This is a genomic window from Kitasatospora sp. RG8, assembly GCF_017813315.1.
Lineage (GTDB): Bacteria > Actinomycetota > Actinomycetes > Streptomycetales > Streptomycetaceae > Kitasatospora.
The window spans coordinates 1-17,697 of sequence record NZ_JAGIYX010000025.1 but is presented as its reverse complement, the minus strand read 5'-3'; the positions used below and the strand labels follow the sequence as shown (position 1 = coordinate 17,697).

At 71.3% G+C, this 17,697-nt stretch carries 17 protein-coding genes; 9 read left to right on the top strand and 8 right to left on the bottom strand.

Annotated features, from left to right (window positions below; translation table 11 throughout):
- The 6 genes from gyrB to dnaA all read right to left on the bottom strand — a co-directional run bounded on the left by gyrB (position 1) and on the right by dnaA (position 9,271).
- Positions 1 to 2,022 (bottom strand): DNA topoisomerase (ATP-hydrolyzing) subunit B, encoded by a 2,022-nt coding sequence (gene gyrB / locus J5Y04_RS29650; protein ID WP_307853368.1) that lies wholly within the window; start codon positions 2,020 to 2,022, stop codon positions 1 to 3.
- Positions 2,023 to 2,279: 257 nt separating this feature from the next.
- Positions 2,280 to 2,834, bottom strand: coding sequence for a DciA family protein (locus J5Y04_RS29645; RefSeq protein WP_209415485.1), 555 nt, complete (start codon positions 2,832 to 2,834; stop codon positions 2,280 to 2,282).
- 229 nt (positions 2,835 to 3,063) lie between these two features.
- A complete protein-coding gene (recF, locus tag J5Y04_RS29640; protein WP_209415484.1) occupies positions 3,064 to 4,197 on the bottom strand; it encodes a DNA replication/repair protein RecF in 1,134 nt (377 codons plus the stop codon).
- A gap of 68 nt (positions 4,198 to 4,265) precedes the next feature.
- Positions 4,266 to 5,141 (bottom strand): phosphogluconate dehydrogenase (NAD(+)-dependent, decarboxylating), encoded by an 876-nt coding sequence (gnd, locus tag J5Y04_RS29635; protein WP_209415483.1) that lies wholly within the window; start codon positions 5,139 to 5,141, stop codon positions 4,266 to 4,268.
- A gap of 171 nt (positions 5,142 to 5,312) precedes the next feature.
- The gene (gene dnaN / locus J5Y04_RS29630; RefSeq protein ID WP_148643822.1) at positions 5,313 to 6,443 is read right to left on the bottom strand and encodes a DNA polymerase III subunit beta; all 1,131 of its coding nucleotides are present in this window, start codon (positions 6,441 to 6,443) and stop codon (positions 5,313 to 5,315) included.
- A 929-nt stretch (positions 6,444 to 7,372) separates the two neighbouring features.
- On the bottom strand, positions 7,373 to 9,271 hold the full coding sequence (gene dnaA / locus J5Y04_RS29625) for a chromosomal replication initiator protein DnaA (protein ID WP_209415482.1): 1,899 nt from the start codon (positions 9,269 to 9,271) through the stop codon (positions 7,373 to 7,375).
- Positions 9,272 to 9,746: 475 nt separating this feature from the next.
- On the opposite strand from dnaA, the gene rpmH reads away from it, so the two are divergent.
- From rpmH to J5Y04_RS29580, 9 genes are all read left to right on the top strand, one after another.
- On the top strand, positions 9,747 to 9,884 hold the full coding sequence (gene rpmH / locus J5Y04_RS29620) for a 50S ribosomal protein L34 (RefSeq protein WP_148643823.1): 138 nt from the start codon (positions 9,747 to 9,749) through the stop codon (positions 9,882 to 9,884).
- Between the two features lie 18 nt (positions 9,885 to 9,902).
- Positions 9,903 to 10,331 (top strand): ribonuclease P protein component, encoded by a 429-nt coding sequence (gene rnpA / locus J5Y04_RS29615; protein ID WP_209415481.1) that lies wholly within the window; start codon positions 9,903 to 9,905, stop codon positions 10,329 to 10,331.
- Positions 10,328 to 10,699, top strand: a complete 372-nt coding sequence (gene yidD / locus J5Y04_RS29610) for a membrane protein insertion efficiency factor YidD (protein WP_209415480.1) — start codon at positions 10,328 to 10,330, stop codon at positions 10,697 to 10,699. The genes rnpA and yidD overlap by 4 nt, the downstream gene beginning before the upstream one ends.
- Positions 10,696 to 11,865 (top strand): membrane protein insertase YidC, encoded by a 1,170-nt coding sequence (gene yidC, locus J5Y04_RS29605; protein ID WP_209415479.1) that lies wholly within the window; start codon positions 10,696 to 10,698, stop codon positions 11,863 to 11,865. Before yidD ends, yidC begins: the two co-directional genes overlap by 4 nt.
- 82 nt (positions 11,866 to 11,947) lie before the next feature.
- Positions 11,948 to 12,481 carry a R3H domain-containing nucleic acid-binding protein gene (locus tag J5Y04_RS29600; RefSeq protein ID WP_209415478.1) on the top strand — a complete coding sequence of 178 codons (534 nt, stop codon included), beginning with the start codon at positions 11,948 to 11,950 and terminating at the stop codon, positions 12,479 to 12,481.
- A gap of 180 nt (positions 12,482 to 12,661) precedes the next feature.
- Positions 12,662 to 13,513: a 16S rRNA (guanine(527)-N(7))-methyltransferase RsmG gene (rsmG, locus tag J5Y04_RS29595; RefSeq protein WP_209415477.1), complete on the top strand. Its 852-nt coding sequence runs from the start codon at positions 12,662 to 12,664 to the stop codon at positions 13,511 to 13,513.
- 307 nt (positions 13,514 to 13,820) lie between these two features.
- Positions 13,821 to 14,798: a ParA family protein gene (locus tag J5Y04_RS29590; protein WP_209415476.1), complete on the top strand. Its 978-nt coding sequence runs from the start codon at positions 13,821 to 13,823 to the stop codon at positions 14,796 to 14,798.
- Positions 14,795 to 15,886 carry a ParB/RepB/Spo0J family partition protein gene (locus tag J5Y04_RS29585; RefSeq protein ID WP_209415475.1) on the top strand — a complete coding sequence of 364 codons (1,092 nt, stop codon included), beginning with the start codon at positions 14,795 to 14,797 and terminating at the stop codon, positions 15,884 to 15,886. Before J5Y04_RS29590 ends, J5Y04_RS29585 begins: the two co-directional genes overlap by 4 nt.
- 122 nt (positions 15,887 to 16,008) lie before the next feature.
- Positions 16,009 to 16,626 (top strand): GNAT family N-acetyltransferase, encoded by a 618-nt coding sequence (locus J5Y04_RS29580; protein WP_148643830.1) that lies wholly within the window; start codon positions 16,009 to 16,011, stop codon positions 16,624 to 16,626.
- Between the two features lie 178 nt (positions 16,627 to 16,804).
- Here J5Y04_RS29580 and trxA read toward each other — a convergent pair whose 3' ends face one another.
- Positions 16,805 to 17,131, bottom strand: coding sequence for a thioredoxin (gene trxA, locus J5Y04_RS29575; RefSeq protein WP_148643831.1), 327 nt, complete (start codon positions 17,129 to 17,131; stop codon positions 16,805 to 16,807).
- 137 nt (positions 17,132 to 17,268) lie between these two features.
- Positions 17,269 to 17,697, bottom strand: a 429-nt coding sequence (locus J5Y04_RS29570) for an NAD(P)/FAD-dependent oxidoreductase (protein ID WP_209415474.1), incomplete at its 5' end; no start/stop codon positions are given.

Genomic DNA, 17,697 nt, shown 5'->3' with positions numbered 1-17,697 from the left:
TCACACGTCCAGGAAGCGGACGTCCTTGGCGTTGCGCTGGATGAAGGACCGGCGGGCCTCGACGTCCTCGCCCATCAGGACGGAGAAGAGGTCGTCGGCGCGGGCCGCGTCCTCCAGGGTGACCTGCATGAGCAGACGGTGGGCCTGGTCCATGGTGGTGACGCGCAGCTCCTCGGCGTTCATCTCGCCGAGACCCTTGAAGCGCTGGATCGCGTCGTCCTTCGGCAGCCGGCGCCCGGCCGCCACGCCCGCCGCGATGGTGGCGTCGCGCTCGCGGTCGGAGTAGACGTAGTCGAAGTCGTCCTTGCCCCACTTGATCTTGTACAGCGGCGGCATCGCCAGGTACACGTACCCGGCCTCGACCAGCGGCCGCATGAAGCGGAACAGCAGGGTGAGCAGCAGGGTGCGGATGTGCTGCCCGTCGACGTCGGCGTCCGCCATCAGGACGATCTTGTGATAGCGGAGCTTGGACTCGTCGTAGTCCTCCTGGATGCCGCAGCCGAAGGCCGAGATCAGCGCCTGGACCTCGGTGTTCTGCAGGACCTTGTCGATCCGGGCCTTCTCGACGTTCAGGATCTTGCCGCGGATCGGCAGGATGGCCTGGATCCGCGGGTCGCGGCCCTGCTTGGCGGAGCCGCCGGCGGAGTCACCCTCGACGATGAAGATCTCGCACTCGGCCGGGTCCTTGGACTGGCAGTCGCTCAGCTTGCCCGGCAGCGAGGCGGATTCCAGCAGGCCCTTGCGGCGCGTCAGGTCGCGCGCCTTGCGGGCGGCGACGCGCGCGGTGGCGGCCTGGATGGACTTGCGGATGATGTCCGCGGCCTCGTTGGGGTTGCGGTCCAGCCAGTCGTTCAGCTGCTCGTGGACGACCCGCTGGACGAAGGTCTTCGCCTCGGTGTTGCCCAGCTTGTCCTTGGTCTGGCCCTCGAACTGCGGCTCGCCGAGCTTGACCGAGATGATCGCGGTCAGACCCTCGCGGATGTCCTCGCCGGAGAGGTTGTCGTCCTTCTCGCGGAGCAGCTTCTTGTCCCGCGCGTAGCGGTTGACCAGACCGGTGAGCGCGGCGCGGAAGCCCTCCTCGTGGGTACCGCCGCCGTGCGTGTGGATGGTGTTGGCGAAGCTGTAGACACCCTCGGTGTAGGAGGAGTTCCACTGCATCGCGACCTCGACCGAGATCGCCTTCTCCTTGTCCTCCGCCTCGAAGTCGATCACCGAGGGGTGGATCACCTCGCCCTTGCGGGAGTTGAGGTGGGTGACGAAGTCCGCGATGCCGCCGTCGTACTTGTACGTGACCGAGAGCGGCTTGCCGTCCTCGTCCGCGTGCTCGGGGCGCTCGTCGGTCAGCGAGATGCTCAGGCCCTTGTTGAGGAAGGCCATCTCCTGGAAGCGCCGGGAGAGCGTCTCGAAGGAGTAGACCGTCGTCTCGAAGATGTCCGGGTCGGCCCAGAAGGTGACGCTGGTGCCGTTGCGGTCGGTGGCCTCGCCCTTGACCAGGGCGGCGGTCGGCGCGCCCATCTTGTAGTCCTGGGTCCAGCGGTGGCCCTCGGTGTGGATCTCCACCGCGAGCCGGGTGGAGAGCGCGTTCACCACCGAGACGCCGACGCCGTGCAGACCGCCGGAGACCGCGTACCCGCCGCCGCCGAACTTGCCGCCCGCGTGCAGCACGGTGAGCACGACCTCGACGGCCGGCTTCTCCTGCCCGGGGACGATGCCGACCGGGATGCCGCGGCCGTTGTCGACCACCCGCACGCCGCCGTCCGGCAGGATCGTGACGTCGATGGTGTCCGCGTGCCCGGCCATGGCCTCGTCGACGGAGTTGTCCACGACCTCCTGCACCAGGTGGTGCAGCCCACGCTCACCGGTGGAACCGATGTACATGCCGGGACGCTTGCGGACGGCGTCGAGGCCCTCCAGCACCTGGATGTTGCTGGCGTTGTAGGACTTCTCGCCCTGGTCGGTCTGGTCTGGGGTCTGGCTGGGGTTGCCGGAATCGGCCACGAAGCGCCCTCTCTGGCACAGCACGGGCCGCATCCCCGCCCCGTGTGGGCGGGCGTGCGACCACGGCGTTTCGACTCGGTTGCCACTAGCAACAGTGTTTGGCTCTCAGTCTACCGGTACGACTGACAGAGATGGGCGTTTGGCAGCCTCTGAGGGCAGATACGCCGCCCTGAATCCCCTCTGCACATGTCCCGATACTCGCCCCGGGGGCTCAGAGCGCCTGGAAGGGCCGTCAGGGGTTCCGGAAGATCCCGGTCCGCTCGGCACCGGGCGGGCCCCGGTCAGCCCCAGGTGTCGCCCGGCCCCTTGCTGCCCGGCGCCCGCAGCCGGCCGTAGCCGCGGACCGGCGCGGCCGGCCCGAGCACCTTGATGGTCTTGACCGTGCCGTGCCCCAGCTCGTGGTTCAGACGTGCCACCAATTGCCTTGCCAGCCAGCGGAGTTGGGTGGCCCAGGCGGTGGAGTCGCACTGCACGACGAGCACCGCGGCCGCGTCGTCGTAGGAGGTGGGGGCGCAGTGCGCGGCGATGTCCGGGCCGACGATCTGCGGCCAGCGGCCCATCACGCCGCCGACCGCGGCCGAGGACTCCCACCCGCGCTCGGTCAGCAGCCGGTTGAGCGCCGCACCCAGCGGTACCGGGTCGCGGCCGTCCGAACGCGCACCGCTGCGCAGGCCGTGCCGCTTCGCCTCGCGCTTCTCCCTGACCTGCTCGCCGCGCTGCTTGGCCTGCGCCCTGGCCGCCCGCAGCGCCGAGCGGGCCAGATCGGCGCCGGTCGGTCCGGCGGCGTCCGGACCGGCGCCGGCCGGCTGCGGGGGGTTCTCGGCCGGCTCGCTCACGGCGATCTCCTATCCCCAGGCTGTGGACAACGGTGAGCCGTCCAGCGTACGGGAGCGGAGGGCGGCGGGCCGCCGGTGCACCGGTCGGGCACGGGCGGAAAGTGTGAGGGTGTGAAGGGGACCGCTCCTGCGCGGGGCGGGGGGAGCCCGGCGGCGGGGGCGCCGCCCGGCCCGGACGTCGGCACGGGCCTCTGGTCCGGACGTCGGGTCCGGCTGCCGGCCCCGGGCGTCAGGCGTCGACCCGGCGCACCGCGCCGTCGGCCACCGCGTACCGGGCCCCGGCCAGCGCCTTCGGCACGTCCTCCGCGACGGCCGCGGTGACCAGCACCTGCTCCCCGCCGGCGACCAGCTCGGCCAGCCGGTCCCGCCGGGTGGCGTCCAGCTCGGCGAAGACGTCGTCCAGGATCAGCACCGGCTCCCCGCCGTCGGCGCGCAGCAGCTCGTACGAGGCCAGCCGCAGGGCGAGGGCGAACGACCAGGACTCACCGTGGCTCGCGTAGCCCTTGGCGGGCAGCGGGCCGAGCCGGAGCACCAGCTCGTCGCGGTGCGGGCCGACCAGCGTCAGCCCGCGCTCGACCTCCTGCTTGCGGACCGCCTGGAGGGCCTGCAGCAGTTGCTCCTCCGCCTGCTCGCGGCTGGAGGGCAGCTCGCCCTCGAACGAGCTGCGGTACTCCAGCACGGTCTCCCCGCCCGCGGGCGCGAGCTGCCCGTACGCGGCCGACACCAGCGGCTGGAGAGCGGCCACCAGCTGTATCCTGAAGGCGGTCAGCTCGGCTCCGGCGCGCGCCAGATGGCCGTCCCAGACCTCCAGGGTGGAGAGGTCCGCGCCCTTGCCGCCACCGGCCCGGCGGGCCATCGCGGCGGTCTTCAGCAGGGCGTTGCGCTGCTTGAGCACCCGTTCGTAGTCCTGCCGCACCCCTGCCAGCCGGGGGGCGCGGGCGGTCAGCAGCTCGTCGAGGAAGCGCCGGCGCTCGCCCGGGTCGCCCTTGACCAGGGCGAGGTCCTCGGGGGCGAACAGCACGGTCCGCAGCAGGCCCAGCACGTCGCGCGGCCGGACGTTGTCCGAGCGGTTGATCCGGGCCCGGTTGGCCTTGCCCGGGGTGATCTCCAGCTCCACCAGCGTGGTGCGGGAGCCGGCCACCACCGAGGCGCGGACCACCGCCCGCTCGGCGCCCAGCCGGATCAGCGGCGCGTCGGTGGCGACCCGGTGGCTGCCCAGGGTGGCGACGTAGCCGATCGCCTCGACCAGGTTGGTCTTCCCCTGGCCGTTCGGTCCGACGAAGGCGGTCACGCCCGGGTCGAGGGGTACCTCGGCCCGGGCGTACGACCGGAAGTCGGCGAGCGACAGATGCGCGACGTGCATGGCTGTGGACTGCGCTCGCCTTCTGTGACTGTGCTCGCCCGGGGGCAGGCCCCCGGGCAGTGACGGGACTACTTCGACTCGACCGCGTGGCCGCCGAACTGGTTGCGCAGCGCGGCGATCATCTTCATCTGCGGCGAGTCCTCCTGGCGGGAGGCGAAGCGGGCGAAGAGCGAGGCGGTGATCGCCGGCAGCGGCACGGCGTGGTCGATCGCGGCCTCGACGGTCCAGCGGCCCTCGCCGGAGTCGGCGGCCCAGCCCTTGAGCTTGGCCAGGTGCTCGTCGTCGTCTAGGGCGCGGACGGCCAGGTCGAGCAGCCACGAGCGGATGACGGTGCCCTCCTGCCAGCTGCGGAAGACCTCGCGCACGTCGGTGACCTCGGGGGCGGCCTCCAGCAGCTCCCAGCCCTCGGCGAAGGCCTGCATCATCGCGTACTCGATGCCGTTGTGGACCATCTTGGCGAAGTGGCCGGCGCCGACCGCACCCGCGTGCACGGAGCCGAAGTCGCCCTCCGGCTTCAGCGCGTCGAAGACCGGCTTGGCCTTGGCGACGTGCTCGGCCGCGCCGCCGTACATCAGGGCGTAGCCGTTCTCCAGGCCCCAGACGCCGCCGGAGACGCCGCAGTCGACGAAGCCGATGCCCTTGGCGGCCAGCGCCTCGGCGTGCTTGACGTCGTCGGTCCAGCGGGAGTTGCCGCCGTCGACGACCACGTCACCGGGGGAGAGCAGCTCGGCGAGCTCGTCCACGGTCGCCTGGGTGGCGGCGCCGGCCGGGACCATGACCCAGACCACGCGCGGGCCCTGGAGCTTGGTGACGAGCTCCTGGAGGCTCTCGACGTCGGAGATGTCCTGGTTGCGGTCGTAACCGATGACGGTGTGGCCGGCGCGGCGGATCCGCTCGCGCATGTTGCCGCCCATCTTGCCGAGACCGATGAGGCCGAGCTCCATGACCAAGTCCTTACCTGTGGTGACATGCCTGCCGGCGGCGCCGTTGCCGCGCCCTCTGAGCCTACGCGCTGAAGCGCAAGGGCCTCCCCGCGGTCGGGCCGACCGGGGGAGGCCTTCCACAGGCTGAGCACAGCCTGTGGGTAACGCGTCGGGACGCCGGGGCGAACCGGATCAGCCGGAGAGGCGGACCGGCATGATCAGGTACTGGTAGGCCTCGTCCGCCTCGGTGTCGACCGAGGCCTTGCCGCTGAGCAGGGCCGGCTTGGTCGGCGTGGTGAAGCTCAGCTGGGCGTAGGCGGAGTCGATGGCCTTGAGGCCCTCCTCCAGGTAGCCCGGGTTGAAGGCGATCGAGATGGCGTCGCCCTCCAGGGAGGCGTCGATCCGCTCGGTGGCCTGGGCGTCGTCGCCCGAACCGGCCTCCAGCGTCAGCACGCCCTCCTCGAAGTTCAGCCGGACCGGGGTGTTGCGCTCGGCGACCAGCGAGACGCGCTTGAGCGCCTCCAGGAAGGGCTGCGTCTGGATCGCGGCGATCGCGTTGAACTCGGTCGGGAAGAGGCTGCGGAACTTGGGGAACTCGCCCTCCAGCAGCCGGGTGGTCGTCCGGCGGCCGGCGCCCTCGAAACCGATCAGGCCCTCGCCCGCGCCGCCCGAGGACAGGGCGATCGAGACGTTGTCACCGCTGCCCAGGGACTTGGCGATGTCCTGGAGGGTCTTGGCGGGCACCAGGGCGACCGCGGAGATGTCCGGCTGCTCGGGCTTCCACAGCAGCTCGCGGACGGCGAAGCGGTAGCGGTCGGTGGCGGCCAGGGTGATCCGGTCGCCCTCGATCTCGACCCGGACACCGGTGAGCACCGGGAGGGTGTCGTCGCGGCCCGCGGCCACCGCGGCCTGGCTGACCGCCGAGGCGAAGACGTCGCCCGGGACGGTGCCGGTGGCGGTCGGCATCTGGGGCAGGGCCGGGTACTCGTCCACCGGGAGGGTGGGGAGGGTGAACCGGGAACTGCCGCAGACCACGCTGACCCGCTGGCCGTCGGTGGAGATCTCCACAGGCCTGTTGGGAAGGTTGCGCGAGATGTCGTTCAGCAGCCGGCCGGAGACCAGCACGGTGCCGGGCTCCTCGATGTCGGCCTCCAGCTCGACCCGGGCCGAGACCTCGTAGTCGAAGCCGGACAGCGCCAGGCTGCCGTCCTGTGCCGTCAGCAGCAGGCCGGCCAGCACCGGCACCGGCGGCCGTGCCGGGAGGCTGCGGGCAGCCCAGGCCACCGCCTCCGCGAGGACGTCACGCTCCACCCGGAACTTCACCGGTAACCGCCTCCTGGATCGAGCGCTCCCGCTCGCACGTCTGGTTCTTCTGATCTTGGTCTTCGGTGCGGCTGACCGCCGAGCTCTGCCACTCCGCTTCCAGTCGCCGAGGACAGTCTGACGTACTCCACCGACAGACGGGGCAGACGGGCGGAAGCAAGCCGAACAAATGTCGGGGTCCGGTTGTCCACAGATTTCGAGCCCACCCGCTTTTGAACGAGTCGACTGGTCTATAGGTGTAGCAGTAGTAGTAGGGCCTGTGGAAACCGTGGATAACCCTGTTTCGGCAGGTCAGGCCCGGTTTTTTGTCCACAGGAGGTGTGGACGGCAGCTGTGGACGGACACGGCCCGCTGTGGACAGCGGAGCGTTACCCACAGGCGACGGTGGGTATCCACAGGTTATCCCCAGCGCTGTCCCCAGATCCGGGCCCGGTTATCCACGGGGCCCGGTCAACATTACGTGACGCCTTTCACACCAGGGCATGAACGCCACCACAAGGTTGTCGAACTGTGGACGCCGCTGTGGACAACCTGGGGATAACCCGGACGGCCCTGGGGACAACCGGTGGATAACCCGGACGGCCCTCTGACGGCCCGCCAATTGTCCACATCCTGTGGATAACCGTTGTGCACAAGTCCACAGGCACCTGACCTGCGCGGAAGAGCGTAGCGGCGGCGGGCCTGTGGAGGAATTCTGGATAACTCGGGGCTCACCGGCCTGTGGACGGTGGAGAAGCGGCTCCGGCTGTGGACAACGGCCGTTCGCGCCCGGCGGGTTCGAATCCCCGGTCAGATGTTCGACGCCGCCTGCGCAGTGGCGCGGCGTCCGTCACCCGCAACCCTGCCCAGCGAATCGGCCGCGCACACCTGTGGATATGCCGAAAGGGCGTCAGGATGGCTCCTGACGCCCTTCAACGGCTGTGGACGGACTAGCTCTTGATGCGGTTGGTCAGCTCGGTGACCTGGTTGTAGATCGAGCGGCGCTCGGCCATCAGGGACCGGATCTTGCGGTCGGCGTGCATCACCGTGGTGTGGTCGCGGCCGCCGAACTGGGCGCCGATCTTCGGCAGTGAGAGGTCGGTCAGCTCCCGGCAGAGGTACATGGCGATCTGCCGGGCCGTCACCAGCACGCGGCTGCGCGAGGAGCCGCAGAGGTCGTCCACGCCCAGCCCGAAGTACGCGGCGGTCTGCTGCATGATGACCTGCGCGGTGATCTCCGGCCCGGCGTCCTCGTCCCCGCCCGGGATCAGGTCCTTGAGGACGATGCCGGCCAACTCCAGGTCCACCGGCGCCCGGTTGAGGTTGGCGAAGGCGGTGACCCGGATCAGGGCGCCCTCCAACTCCCGGATGTTGCGGGTGATCCGGGAGGCGATGAACTCCAACACGTCCGCGGGGGCGTTCAGTTGCTCCTGGATCGCCTTCTTGCGCAGGATCGCGATCCGGGTCTCCAGCTCCGGCGGGGTGACGTCGGTGATCAGCCCCCACTCGAAGCGGTTGCGGAGCCGGTCCTCCAGCGTGATCAGCTGCTTGGGCGGCCGGTCGGACGAGAGGACGATCTGCTTGTTGGCGTTGTGCAGGGTGTTGAAGGTGTGGAAGAACTCCTCCTGCGTGGACTCCTTGCTCGCCAGGAACTGCACGTCGTCCACGAGCAGGATGTCCATGTCCCGGTAGCGCTTGCGGAACGCGTCCGCCTTGCCGTCCCGGATCGAGTTGATGAACTCGTTGGTGAACTCCTCCGAGGACACGTAGCGCACCCGGGTCCCGGGGAAGAGGCTGCGCGAGTAGTGCCCGATGGCGTGCAGCAGGTGGGTCTTGCCCAGCCCGGACTCGCCGTAGATGAAGAGCGGGTTGTACGCCTTGGCCGGGGCCTCGGCGACCGCCACCGCCGCCGCGTGCGCGAAGCGGTTGCTCGCGCCGATGACGAAGGTGTCGAAGAGGTACTTGGGGTTCAGCCGGGCGGCCGGCTCGTCCTTGCGGGAGCCGCCGGCCGGAGGGGCGCCGGGCGGGGCCGGGACGCCGGGCACGGCCGGGCGGTCGGTGGCGCGCTCGGCCGGGGCCTTGTCCGAGGGGCGGCCGGGGGCCGGGCGGGCCGCGGGGGAGCGGCGGCCCGCGGCGGTCCGCGGGTGCTCGCCGGGACCGGGGCCGTAGGCGCCGCCGAACAGGTCGCCCTGGGTGGTCGCGGGCGGACCGGGGACCGGACGGGGAGCCGGGCGCGAGGTCGGCGGCTCGGGCTCGGGATAGCCGGGGGACTGCTCCGGGTACCCCTGGTGGCTCTCCCACGGCGGCTGCTGGGCCGGCCCGCCGTAGGGCGAGGGCTGACCGCCGTACGCGGGGGCCTGGTGCTCCTGGTAGCCGCCTGCCCCGTACTGGTCCTGCTCGTACTCGGACTCGTACGGCCGCTCGTACTGGTGGCCGGGGTGGCCCGGGTGGGGCTGACGGGCCTGGTGGGCCTGGTGGGCCTGGTGGCCGTACTCGCCGCCGCCCTCGGAGCGCGTCCACGGCTCGCCGGCCTGCTCGGCGGCCGGCGGTTCGGCCGGGGCCGGCGCGGGCGCGGTGGGCACGGCGTTGGCGTCGACCATCACGGCGATCCGGACGGGACGGCTGAGCTCGCGGCTGAGGGCCTCGGTCAGCTGCGGCAGCAGCCGGCCCTCCAGCACCTGCTTGGCCCGCTCGTTGGGGGTCGCCAGCAGGGCGGTGTCGTGCATCATCCACATCGGCTGGGTGCGCTGCACCCACTGCTTGTCCATCTCCCCGACATCCGGGTCGCCGACCAGCCGCTCGACGACTCTCGCCCAGACCGGGACGAGGTCGCTGTTGACATCAGCCACTGGTGCACGCTTTCTCGGGTCCCCGCGGCTCCAGCAGGGGTAGTGGATCAAGAGACTGTGGAGCTGTGGTCCGTTGGCGTCCGACGACGCAGAACAAACCAGACAAGTCCTGCAACGGTAGTCAGCGAACAGAGCCGGATCAAGTCGTTGTCCACAGGCTGTGGGCGACGGGGTCGGTGGGTGGGACGGCCGAGGGCCGCCCGGCGGGTCCGGGCCCGCCCGGCGCGAACGGCTGGTTTGACCCTCGTGCCCCGTCCCGCGTACCGTAACCAGGTCGAGTTGTCGATGGCCGCTGCCGCATGTCCGCGGGTCCACCCGCTCCATAAGGCGCGCAGCACGGGCGCCGTGGATTGCCTCAAACCCCAGCCGAACTGGGGCGATGGGCCGGATTTCCGTATCAGGGGAGATCACGCGGACGCACGGTGACGGCCAAGCGACATCCCGTCATCCTACGATTCACCTCAGGAGCCCCCGAGTGAGCAAGCGCACCTTCCAGCCGAACAACCGTCGCCGCGCGAAGACCCACGGCTTCCGGCTGCGTATGCGTACCCGCGCCGGCCGCGCCATCCTGGCCGCCCGCCGTGGCAAGGGCCGCAGCGCCATCTCCGCCTGATCCGCGCCAGAGTCTGTTGTGCTGCCCACCGAGAATCGGCTGCGGCGGCGCCAGGACTTCGCGACCGCGGTGAAACGCGGTCGCCGGGCCGGCCGGCCCCTACTGGTCGTCCATCTCAGCAGAGACGGTGACCCGAAGGGGCAGGCCGACCGGACCAGCGACTCCCGCCCGCACGTCGCCGAGGGGACTCCTTCGGCGCGTGCGGGTTTCGTCGTGAGCAAGGCCGTCGGCCCGGCCGTCGTCCGGAACCTGGTCAAGCGCCGGCTTCGCCATCTCGTTCGTGATCGTCTGTCCAGGCTGCCCGCCGGTAGCCTGATAGTGGTGCGTGCGCTGCCCCAGGCCGCGTCCGCCTCGTACCAGGACCTGGAACGCGATCTGGACGCGGCGCTCAAGCGGTTGCTGAAGGCGGAGCCCGCCGTGACGGCGCCGACGGGAGCAGGGCGATGAAGTACCTGCTGATGGGTCTGATCCGGGTCTACCAGTGGACCATCAGCCCACTGCTCGGTCCGGTGTGCCGTTACTACCCCTCCTGTTCGCACTACGGCTTCGAGGCCGTGAAGGTGCACGGGGCGGTCAAGGGCGGCGGCCTGACCGCCTGGCGCATCCTGCGCTGCAATCCGTGGACGCCCGGCGGGGTCGATCATGTCCCGCCGCGCAAGCACCCGGTGTGGCACCGCCGACTGCGAGACCTGCTGAACAGCCGGTCCGCCGCCGGACAGCCGGTGACCACGCCCCCCGCCGGTCCGGACCCCGAGGGCCCGGCGACCATTGGTCCCTTGGGGCCGATCCCAATGTCCAAGGAGCCTGACCGGTGACCTTCTCCTTCCTGAACCCCCTGTACACAGCGGTGTCCTGGATCATCGTCCAGTTCCACTCGCTGTACAGCCACATCTTCGACCCGGACGGTGGCTGGGCCTGGGGTCTGGCCATCGCCTCCATGGTGGTCGTGATCCGGATCTGCCTGATCCCGCTCTTCGTGAAGCAGATCAAGGCGACCCGGGCCATGCAGGCGATCCAGCCGAAGATGAAGGCCATCCAGGAGCGCTACAAGAACGACAAGCAGCGCCAGTCCGAAGAGATGATGAAGCTGTACAAGGAGGCGGGTACCAACCCGTTCTCCAGCTGCCTTCCCATCCTCGTGCAGGCGCCGTTCTTCACCGCCCTCTACGGCGTGCTGGCCTCGGTCGCCAAGGGCAAGCCGATCGGTGTCATCCACGGTGACCTGCTGGTGAGCGCCGGCAAGGCGCACATCTTCGGTGCCCCGCTGTCCGCGACCTTCGTCGGCAGCACCGAGACCAGCGTCAAGATCGTCACCGCGGTGATGATCATCCTGATGTCGCTGTCGCAGTTCATCACGCAGCGCCAGCTGATGACCAAGAACGTGGACCTCACGGTCAAGACGCCGTTCATGCAGCAGCAGAAGATGCTGATGTACGTCTTCCCGATCATGTTCGCCGTGATGGGCATCAACTTCCCCGTCGGTGTGCTGGTCTACTGGCTGACCACCAACGTCTGGTCCATGGGCCAGCAGCTGATCGTCATCCGCAACAACCCGACTCCGGGCAGCAAGGCCTGGGACGAGCGCCAGGCCCGACTGAAGAAGCAGGGCCGGCTCAACCCGGACGGCTCGGTGATCAAGGGCGCGCTCTGGGGCATCCTGCCGCCGAAGAAGACGGCGACGACCTCCGCGGAGGCCGTGGTCGAGGACGCCGTGCAGGTGCGCCGCCAGCAGCCGCGGAAGCAGACCAAGGCCCAGCGCCAGCACAGCGGCGGCGCCCAGACCGCCAGCCTGACCAAGGACGACGCGGCCCCGGCCGAGGAGCCCGTGGAGTCCGCGGGAACCGTTCAGGCCGACTCCGGCAGCGCCAAGCCGGCGGCGAGCCGGCCCGGTGGGGCCAAGTCGGGCCCGGCCCGGCAGGGCGGCCGGCAGCAGCCGAGGCGCGGTGGGCAGGGCGGCCAGAGGCCGAAGAAGAAGTCCTGACCGGACCGGCCGGCCCCGCCCGGCGGCCCCCGAACCTCGTTCCCGGCCCACCAACCGGGCCCATCCTTGAAGGAGTCCATCAGTGACGGAAGGCACCACCACCTCCGCCGTCGAGGTCGAGGACGCTGCCAGCGCCGACGAGAGCCTCGTCTCGCGTCTGGAGCAGGAGGGCGACATCGCGGCGGACTACCTGGAGGGTCTGCTCGACATCGCCGACCTCGACGGTGACATCGACATGGACGTGGAGGGCGACCGCGCCCTGGTGTCCATCGTCAGCGACGGCAACGACCGTGCGCTGCAGCGCCTGGTGGGCCAGGACGGCGAGGTGCTGGAGGCGCTGCAGGAGCTGACCCGGTTGGCTGTCCACCGGGAGACCGGCGAGCGCAGCCGCCTCATGCTGGACATTGCCGGCTTCCGGGCCCGCAAGCGGTCCGAGCTGGCCGCGCTCGGGGCCGAGGCCGCGGAGCAGGCCAAGAGCACGGGGGAGCAGGTCAAGCTGCGGCCGATGACGCCGTTCGAGCGCAAGGTCGTCCACGACGCGGTGGCCGCGGCCGGACTGCGCAGCGAGTCGGAGGGCGAGGAGCCCCAGCGGTGCGTGGTCGTGCTGCCGGCCTGAGCCAGGGGAAGTCGATGACCGGCCGCGCAGGCGACCGGTGACCGTCAGAGGACTCGACCCCGTCCGCCTCGTGCGGGCGGGGTCGTCGTCCCTTCGCGGGGTGTTGCTGCCCGCGAGAGATGTTTCACGTGAAACGGTGCGGAGAACGGGTCGGTGGATCCGGGGAGCAGAGAGGTCGAGATGGACACGGAGAGCGCGGCTGCCGGAGGACCGGTGGCGGGTGCCGGCGGTTCCGAGGCCGAGGGTCCGGCGGGTCCGGGCACCGATGGCGCGGCCGACACGGCCGCCGAGGGGCTGGCCGCGGCCCCGGCCGTGGCCCGGGAGGTCTTCGGTGACCGCTTCGACGCCGCGGTCCGCTACACCGAGCTGCTGGCCACCGCGGGCGTCCAGCGCGGGCTGATCGGCCCCCGCGAGGTGCCCCGGCTCTGGGACCGCCACGTGCTGAACTGCGCGGTGCTGGCCGAGCTGCTGCCGCCCGGATCCACCCTGTGCGACGTCGGCTCCGGAGCCGGGCTGCCCGGCATCCCGGTGGCGCTGGCCCGTCCGGACGTCTCGGTGACGCTGCTGGAGCCGCTGCTGCGGCGGACCACCTTCCTGGAGGAGGTCGTCCGGGAGCTGGGGCTGGAGAACGTCACGGTGCTGCGCGGTCGGGCCGAGGAGATGGTCGGCAAGCTCGCGGTGGACGTGGTGACGGCCCGCGCGGTCGCGCCGCTGGAGCGGCTGGCCGGCTGGGGCCTGCCGCTGCTCCGCCCGCACGGGCAGATGCTGGCGCTCAAGGGTGACAGTGCCGAGCAGGAGCTCGCGGAGTCGCGGGCCGGCCTGGCCAAGCTGGGCGCGGTCGAGTGGACGGTGATCTCGGTCGGCGAGGGCACCCTGGAGACCTCGACCCGGGTGGTCCAGGTCAAGGCGGGGGAGAGCCCCGGCGGCGTGAAGGCGGCCACCCGGCGCGCCAAGGCGGCCCGGGCCGGGCGCAACGCCGGTGCGGTGCGCGGCGCAGGGACCGGCCGCGGCGGGCGGCGCCGCAGCCGCTGAGGCCGCTGCGAGACGGTGTTTCACCCCGGGCGGGTGGTCCTCGGACCACCCGCCCGTCGGCTTTCGAGGGCTTCCCGGATCGTGGGCGACGGCCGGGGGACGGGCGGGGGACGGGCGGGGGCCGTCCGGGTGACGGAATCCCATCGGAGTGTCGCACCGTCAGATTTCCGACATTGCGGGCATGGTGTTTCACGTGAAACGTCGCTCTCTCCTCTCGGACACTTTGGATCTGCGGCTCCGCCGCGGGCTCGGTCTCTTCCGGGCGGCGACTGTTGCCGCTCCGCTTTCACGTGAAACACTGACCTCCATGCAGGACTCGGAGACCATCGACCAGATCGATGACACGCCCATCGCGCGTGCTGCCCAGGCTGCGGTCCAGGCGATCGGCCGAGCGGGCGAAGGGCTGCCCCGGCCCGCCGCCACCCGCGTGATCGTGGTGGCCAACCAGAAGGGCGGGGTGGGGAAGACCACCTCGACCGTCAACATGGCCGCGGCGCTCGCCATGCACGGACTGCGCGTCCTGGTGGTGGACCTCGACCCGCAGGGCAACGCCTCCACCGCACTCGGCATCGACCACCACGCCGAGGTGCCGTCCATCTACGACGTCCTGGTCGAGGGAAAGCCGCTGGCCGACGTGGTGCAGCCGGTGGTGGACGTCGAGGGCCTGTTCTGCGTCCCCGCCACCATCGACCTGGCCGGTGCGGAGATCGAGCTGGTCTCCCTGGTGGCCCGGGAGAGCAGGCTCCAGCGCGCCATCGCCGCGTACGAGCAGCCGCTGGACTACATCCTGATCGACTGCCCGCCCTCGCTCGGCCTGCTGACGGTCAACGCGCTGGTCGCCGGCCAGGAGGTGCTGATCCCGATCCAGTGCGAGTACTACGCGCTGGAGGGCCTCGGACAGCTGCTGCGCAACGTCGAGCTGGTCAGGGCGCACCTCAACCCCACGCTGCACGTCTCCACCATCCTGCTCACGATGTACGACGCCCGCACCCGGCTGGCCGCCCAGGTCGCCGAGGAGGTCCGGACGCACTTCCAGCAGGAGGTGCTGCACACCGCGATCCCGCGCTCGGTCCGGATCTCGGAGGCGCCGAGCTACGGTCAGACGGTGCTCACCTACGACCCGGGCTCGACCGGTGCGCTCTCCTACCTGGAGGCGGCCCGGGAGCTGGCGATGCGGGCGGTGCCCGCAGGAGGCGGCGGCTCGTTGGTGGGGCAGCAGCGGGACGGCGAGCCGGGGCAGAGCGCCCCGATGGCACAGCACGGTACGACGGAGGGCAATCGGTGAGTGGTCGCAGCAGGGGTCTGGGTCGGGGGCTCAACGCACTGATCCCGGCCGGAACGCCGACGGCGGGCGCGACGGCGGCACAGCCCGCTGCGGCCGCGGTGGTGGCGACCGGCACGGTGTCGCCGACGGCGGTGCCGGTGCTGCCGAACGGCCGGGGCACGGTGGCGGCCCGGGCGGCCGCGGAGACCCTGCGCGAGCAGGCGGAGCAGGACGGTGCGGTCGCCGCGGCGGAGCCGGAGCAGGCGGTCACGGCCTTCTTCGCCGAGCTGCCGCTGGACTCGATCACGCCGAACCCGCGCCAGCCGCGGGACGTCTTCGACGAGGACAAGCTGGCCGAGCTGGTCGCCTCGATCAAGGAGGTGGGCCTGCTCCAGCCGGTCGTGGTGCGCCAGGTCGCGCCGGAGCGCTTCGAGCTCATCATGGGCGAGCGCCGCTGGCGGGCCTCCCGGGAGGCCGGGCTGGAGCAGATCCCGGCGATCGTCCGGGCCACCGAGGATGACAAGCTGCTGCTGGACGCCCTGCTGGAGAACCTGCACCGGGCGGAGCTGAACCCGCTGGAGGAGGCCGCCGCCTACGACCAGCTGCTGCGGGACTTCTCCTGCACCCATGACGAGCTGGCCGACCGGGTCGGCCGCTCGCGTCCGCACGTGACCAACACCCTGCGGCTGCTGAAGCTCTCGCCGTCCGTGCAGCGCCGGGTCGCCGCCGGGGTGCTGACCGCGGGCCACGCCAAGGCCCTGGTCGGCGTGCCCGACGCGGAGCGGCAGGAGGAGCTGGCGAAGCGGATCGTCGCGGAGGGCCTCTCGGTGCGGACCACCGAGGAGATCGTGAAGCTGATGGACCCCGAGCCGCAGCAGCAACGCCCGGCCGGGCCGAAGGCCGGCAAGCTGCTCTCCCCGGCCTTCAACGACCTGGCGAGCCGCCTCTCCGACCGCTTCGACACCCGGGTCAAGGTCGAGGTCTCGCAGCGCGGCGGCAAGCTGGGCAAGGGCAAGGTCGTGCTGGAGTTCGGCTCGGTGGAGGACCTCAACCGGATCCTGGACAGCCTGGCCCCGGGCGAGGACGGGCTGCGGCTGTCGCAGGGCTGATCAGGCCGAGGCGACGACCCGATGGGTGCATGTTCCACGTGAGCGGTGTTTCACGTGAAACATGCACCCATCGCCGTTCGGGGGGAATGCTCGATTGTGGAGTGGACGAGGAGGTGCGGGGAATGGGACGCCGGATCGCTCCGCTGACGCTGGACAACCTCGCGGATCTGCCGACCACCTGCCGCTCCTGCGTGTTCTGGGAGCTGGACCCGGTGAGCGGCCGCGCGGCGGTGGAGGCCGGGAAGCCGGAGCTGGAGAAGGAGGGGTGGATCTCCGCGGTGCTGCTGGAGTGGGGCTCGTGCGGCCGGATCGTCTACGTGGACGACAACCCCGTCGGCTTCGTGCTCTATGCCCCGCCCGCGTACGTCCCGCGGTCGCAGTCGTTCCCGACCAGTCCGGTCTCGCCCGACGCCGTTCAGCTGATGATCAGCCGGGTGCTGCCGGGTTACCAGCGGCAGGGGCTGGGCCGGGTGCTGGTGCAGACGGTGGCCAAGGACCTGCTGGGGCGGGGGGTGAAGGCGATCGAGGCGTTCGGCGCCGTCGGACGGCAGCCGCCGAGCTGCGTCCTGCCCGCCGACCACCTGCTCGCGGTCGGCTTCAAGACCGTCCGCCCGCACCAGCGCTACCCGCGGCTCCGGCTGGAGGCCCGCACCACGCTCTCCTGGCGCGGGGACGTGGAGGTGGCGCTGGAGCGGCTGCTGGGCGGTGGGCGCAAGGAGCCGGCCCTGAGGCCGTTCTAGCCCCGGAGCGGAGACGACGTGGGCCGGCTGGACGCGAGCCGGCAGGGCGCGGGCCGGGCGCGTCGGGGCCGGCAGGACGGGGCCGGGCTACCAGCGGCAGGGGCGCGGACCGCGGATACGACGAGGGCGGGGCTCCCGATGGGGAGCCCCGCCCTCGTGGCGTCGCGGTGGGCCGGACCTAGATGAACTCGGCCAGCTCGCGCAGCAGCGCGGCCTTCGGACGGGCACCGGTGATCGACTTCACCGGCTCGCCGCCCTTGTAGACGATCAGGGTCGGGATGGAGATCACGTTGTATGCCGCAGCGGTCTGCTGGTTGGCGTCGACGTCGAGCTTGGCGATGGTCAGCTTGTCGGCGTGCTCGGACGCGATCTCTTCGAGGATCGGGGCGACCTGGCGGCACGGGCCGCACCAGGTGGCCCAGAAGTCGACCAGGACGGGCTTCTCGCTGTCCAGGACATCGGCCTTGAACGTCGCGTCGGTGACGGTGGTGGTGGCGCCGGCCACGGGGACTCCTCGGGGTCAAACGGAGAGGGCTGCTGCCAGGAGAACAACGGGCGGGCCCGTTCTGTTTCCTTCCTGGGCGGGGCGGGGGTGTTCCACGTGGAACACCCCCGTGGGGGTCGGTCGGGTCGTGCGGGGGCTCAGACCGCGACGGTGGCGGCCTGGGCCTCCAGGTCGTCCAGCGCGGCCAGGTAGCGCTCGGCGTCCAGCGCGGAGGAGCAGCCGGTGCCGGAGGCGGTGATGGCCTGGCGGTAGGTGTGGTCGACGACGTCGCCGGCGCCGAAGACACCCGGGACGTTGGTCCGGGTCGAGGGGGCCTCGACCTTGAGGTAGCCCTCGGCGTCGAGGTCCAGCTGGCCCTTGAACAGCTCGGTGCGCGGGTCGTGGCCGATGGCGATGAACAGGCCGGTGACGGCCAGCTCGCGGGTCTCGCCGGTGGTGGTGTCGCGCAGGGTGACGCCGGTCAGCTTCGGGTCGCCGTGGATCGCCTCGACCGCGCTGTCCCACTCGAAGCGGATCTTCGGGTCGGCGAAGGCGCGCTCCTGCATCGCCTTGGAGGCGCGCAGGGT

Bases quoted from the DNA above. Each gene is read 5' to 3' on its own strand.
- recF (WP_209415484.1), bottom strand. From the start codon at position 4,197: ATGCACGTCGCGCATCTGTCGCTCGCCGACTTCCGGTCGTACGCCCGG.
- gnd (WP_209415483.1), bottom strand. From the start codon at position 5,141: ATGGAGCTCGGCCTCATCGGTCTCGGCAAGATGGGCGGCAACATGCGC.
- yidD (WP_209415480.1), top strand. From the start codon at position 10,328: ATGAAGTACCTGCTGATGGGTCTGATCCGGGTCTACCAGTGGACCATC.
- rsmG (WP_209415477.1), top strand. From the start codon at position 12,662: ATGGACACGGAGAGCGCGGCTGCCGGAGGACCGGTGGCGGGTGCCGGC.
- J5Y04_RS29590 (WP_209415476.1), top strand. From the start codon at position 13,821: ATGCAGGACTCGGAGACCATCGACCAGATCGATGACACGCCCATCGCG.
- J5Y04_RS29580 (WP_148643830.1), top strand. From the start codon at position 16,009: ATGGGACGCCGGATCGCTCCGCTGACGCTGGACAACCTCGCGGATCTG.